This window comes from Acidiphilium sp. PM, from assembly GCF_000219295.1.
In the GTDB taxonomy this organism is placed as follows: Bacteria; Pseudomonadota; Alphaproteobacteria; order Acetobacterales; family Acetobacteraceae; genus Acidiphilium; species Acidiphilium multivorum.
In genome coordinates this window covers 1-4,079 of sequence record NZ_AFPR01000569.1, presented here as the reverse complement: position 1 = coordinate 4,079, position 4,079 = coordinate 1, and the positions used below count along the sequence as shown (strand labels likewise).

General features: G+C 57.2%; 4 protein-coding genes and 2 pseudogenes. 4 read left to right on the top strand and 2 right to left on the bottom strand.

Annotation, left to right across the window (positions count from 1 at the left end):
* Positions 1-881 (top strand): bifunctional diguanylate cyclase/phosphodiesterase (locus APM_RS18580; protein ID WP_007424936.1); only part of this gene is annotated, 881 nt, incomplete at its 5' end.
* A gap of 14 nt (positions 882-895) precedes the next feature.
* On the opposite strand, the pseudogene APM_RS20960 reads toward APM_RS18580, so the two are convergent.
* Positions 896-1,735 (bottom strand): annotated as a pseudogene (locus tag APM_RS20960) (IS630 family transposase); the annotation flags it as partial.
* 455 nt (positions 1,736-2,190) lie between these two features.
* The gene (locus APM_RS20950) at positions 2,191-2,427 is read right to left on the bottom strand and encodes a hypothetical protein (protein ID WP_007424934.1); all 237 of its coding nucleotides are present in this window, start codon (positions 2,425-2,427) and stop codon (positions 2,191-2,193) included.
* Positions 2,428-2,432: 5 nt separating this feature from the next.
* Between APM_RS20950 and APM_RS18570 the strand changes: the two genes are divergently transcribed.
* The 3 genes and pseudogenes from APM_RS18570 to APM_RS22435 all read left to right on the top strand — a co-directional run.
* Positions 2,433-2,711: a type II toxin-antitoxin system RelE/ParE family toxin gene (locus tag APM_RS18570; RefSeq protein WP_007424933.1), complete on the top strand. Its 279-nt coding sequence runs from the start codon at positions 2,433-2,435 to the stop codon at positions 2,709-2,711.
* Between the two features lie 779 nt (positions 2,712-3,490).
* Entirely contained in the window at positions 3,491-3,742 is a 252-nt protein-coding gene (locus APM_RS21855; protein ID WP_138919273.1) for a hypothetical protein, read from the top strand.
* Between the two features lie 62 nt (positions 3,743-3,804).
* A pseudogene (locus APM_RS22435) lies at positions 3,805-4,079 on the top strand (DNA-binding response regulator); the annotation flags it as partial.

Here is a 4,079-nt window from a genome sequence, read left to right as displayed (position 1 = left end):
ACATGGCGCTCTACCAGGTGAAGTCGACCGGACGGAACGGCTTCGCCTTCTTCAACACCGAGATCAACGAGGCCCAGCTCGCCCGTCGGCGGATGGAGGCGGAACTGCGCGGCGCCTGCGAGCGAGGCGAAATGGCGGTGCACTACCAGCCCCTGTTCGAGATCGCGTCCGACCGGGTCGTCGGGTTCGAGGCGCTGGTACGCTGGCGGTGGAACGGCGAGGAGATCTCGCCGGCCACGTTCATCCCGATCGCCGAGGAGTCGGGCAGTATCATCGAGATCGGCCGCTTCGTGCTGCGCGAGGCGTGCCGCGAGGCGGCGGGCTGGCCGGCGAAGCTGCGCGTCGCCGTCAATATCTCGGCGCTGCAGATCCAGGACGGCGGGCTGCCCGATCTTGTCGCCACCGTGCTGGAGGAGACCGGTCTGGAGGCCGGGCGGCTCGAACTCGAGGTGACCGAGTCGCTGCTGCTCGCCAATGCCGAGGCGGCGACCGAGGTGCTCGCGCGGATCCGGGCGCTCGGGGTGACGATCTCGCTCGACGATTTCGGCACCGGCTATTCCTCGCTGGCGACGCTGCGGATGTTCCCCTTCGACAAGATCAAGCTCGACCGCTCCTTCGTCAATGATCTCGGACGGCTCGGCGAGGCGGAAGCGATCGTGATGGCGGTGCTCGGGCTCGGCCGCGCGCTCGACGTCTCGGTGGTCGCGGAAGGGGTGGAAACCAAGGAACAGGCCGCCATGCTGCGAGAGGCAGGATGCTCGCTGCTGCAGGGCTACCTGATCGGCCGACCGGCACCGATCGCCCGGTTCAGCGCGGAGGTCGGCCGCGACGTTACGAGCAGGATGACGAAAACACCGATACCTGCGGATTCGCCTGGTTAGGCAACCCGGGCCAGCTAGTGTCCTGATTCTGTAGTTTCTCCGATTTGGCTTGAGCGCTGGCAGAAGCGCTGGATAGCGGCGAGGATGTTGTCGGCGGACTTGGTCCAGCGGAAGGGCTTTGGGATCGGCGTTATGAGCGTCGATGAAGGCGCGGATATCGCTTTCCAGCTGCTGGGTTGAGCGGTGGACGCCGCGTCTGATCTGCTTTTCGGTCACCAAGGCGAAGAAGCGCTCGACTTGGTTACTCCAGGATGCTCCGGTGGGGGTGAAGTGGACATGCCAGCGCGGGCGCTTGGCGAGCCAATCGCGGATCGGTTTGGTCTTGTGGGTGGCGTAGTTGTCCATCACCAGATGGACGTCGAGGTTGCTCGGCACGTTGGCCTCGATCTGGTCGAGGAACTTCCTGAACTCGCTGGAACGGTGCTTGGGGTAGCAGCGGCCGATGACCGCACCGGTGGCGATGTCGAGCGCGGCGAACAGCGAGGTTCGGCATGCCGGGTGTAGTCGTGGGTTCGGCGCTCGATCTGGCCGGGGCGCATCGGCAGCAGTGGTTGCGTACGGTCAAGCGCCTGGATCTGCGATTTCTCGTCGACACACAGCACCAGCGCCCGTTCAGGCGGCGCCATGTAGAGGCCGACAATGTCACGGACCTTCTCGACGAAGAGGGGATCGTTGGAGAGCTTGAACGTCTCGCTCCGGTGGGGTTGCAGGCCGAAAGCGCACCAGATGCGATGGATGGTGGATGGCACGTAGCCGACCGCCCTGGCCATCAAACGGAGCGACCAGTGCGTCGCCCCGGGCGGCGTTGTCTCCAGCGTCAGGCGGATCGTCTCGGCGATCTCGTCGTCACCGATCGGACCAACAAAAACGCGCCATAATTCATGTGCAAACTGCCCCTCTTGCAGGGGGATGAAAATCATGAAAGCCAAGCACATTGGACTCATTGTCAGCCTCTTCACCCTAGCCATCGCTGGTTCTACATCGATCGCGATAGCAGGACCGCCACCATGGGCCGGCGGTCCTCATGGTCCTCCACCTCCAGGCTGGGGCCACGCACCCGGACCACCGCCCTGGGCGCACGGCCCGCACAGGCCTTGGGGATGGTGGTATCCAGGCCCCCCCCCTCCACCGCCTGTTGTGTATTATGCTCCCCCGCCAATCATATATGTGCCGCCGCCGCCGCCGCCACCGCCTCCTCCTCCGCCGCCGCCGGTGGTATATGCGCCACCACCTGTATACTTCGGGCCGCCTTCACTATCCTTTGGTGTAACCTTCCCTCTCCATTAGGAAAGTATCGACACGGACAAGATCAGAACATAAAACGAACAAAGGAGTTGCTCCCTGAAGTTCCAGGATAGGTGATCACACTATCGTTATGAACCGGACCGTTCTCCAGATCGATCTTGAACTCGATGCCGAGCGGCGGCTCCTCGATGCCGCCGTCGCTGAAGCCCGGGCCGATCTCCGGCCGGCTGTGCCGCATGAGCAGGTGCGAGCCGATCTCCTGCGCGAGATCAAGCGGCTGAATCTGGCGATCGCTGGTCACTGAGCATGCAGGTCGAATGGCATCAGCTTGCCCTGGAAGATCGTGATGTCATTGTTGCTTATCTCGAACTGCTCAACCCGAACGCAGCCTCAAGCGTTCTGCGTGGACTGGTGCTCGCCGGCGACAGCCTGGCACTGTTTCCCGCCCGGGGCCGCTTGGGCTTGGCCGCCGGCACCCGGGAACTGGTGGCGGTGTGGCCGTATCTGATCGTGTATGAGGTCGATACGTCATCCGATACGGTGCGGATTCTCCGTATCTGGTACGAAGCCCAGGATCGACCGTGATGAATGCCAAAAAGAAAATGGCGGCCTTTAAGGCCGCCAAGTTAAGAGATTGGGAGCGAACCTCAGCGGAGATCGCTTTCCGCTTCACGGTCCGATATGGCCCGGTTTGGCGGGGCTGCAATATGCATGTTTTGAGAGGTGATGTGGGGCGGCGGCCAGTCTGCCGCCATGACACGAGAGCGTAATATCGCCTTGAAATCAGGGCTGGAAAACGCATGTCAAACTCCGGACAAGGCTTTTGGGTTGCCTTTCCAATCGTCTCAGCGTTTAGCGATCTGCCACTCAGCGACCCCGGCCCATGGGGTCGCCATTTTCTCGTCTGCACCACACCAGACGCGACACTCCCCGCGGCGAAAGGCGACCAGGGGCAGCCAGCAATCATGCGACTGGTGAAAGAGCCGAGAGAAAGGATTCGTGCCTGCCATCCTGGCGAGCTTGTGGCGCGTTGATTTGACAGTCTATGGGGCGGGCTCTGGAGTTCGCCGGCGGCCTGTGCGGTGTCTATGTGACGACTTCGCGGCGACTTGCCAGGAAGTTCCATAATGCCGAATCTGGGACGCAATCATTCCTTCGAGACACGCTCCAGGTAGATCGCAGGACCATCAGCCGTAGATTTTCGATTTCATGACAAGATATTTTACATATCATGAATATTTTCATATAAAGATGATAGATAAGTTCGTCCCTGACGTAAGCGCAGGCGTCAAAAGCATCTTTACGATAGGGCATAGTCGATGTTGACATGGACAAGGATTGGGCTCCCCCAACGGGTCGCCATTGTGGCCGTCATCAGCTTTGGGGCTGCCACTTTTGCACAAGCTCACTCATTTCCGACGCAACCCCAAACTGTTTCAGTGCCGGGCACAGTATTGGAGTGCCACCATCAGTATGGTGCATCATATATGCATTTTTGTGTAAATCCCACCAAAGCAAATTCTCCGGAAAAGAGGGATGATTATAAAAATGAAAAATCCAAAATAAAAGGATTTTTTATTGTAATTGGTCCGGCGACACCTCTTGTTGGATCTTGAAAAACATAAATAAAAATTTCCACAAACTTATTAAACAAATATTCGAGTGAGAAAACTCAAAGATGAAAAATGATTTCACTATATATAAAAATAAAAAATATGATCATCAATATTTAATATGCGTCATATCGTATGACCAAAACATAATAGAGAAATTTAAATACAAAAAGATTTATCTTGCGCCTTTTTTAGTTGGAGACGACGAAACCATATTTAGTTTATTGTTTGAAAAAAAAGAAGGCGAAATAAATTTCGATATTTGCATATTTTATTCAGAAAATTATTCTTATAATATAATTAAAATCATTCCAGAGATAAAATTGATAACTGACATCCC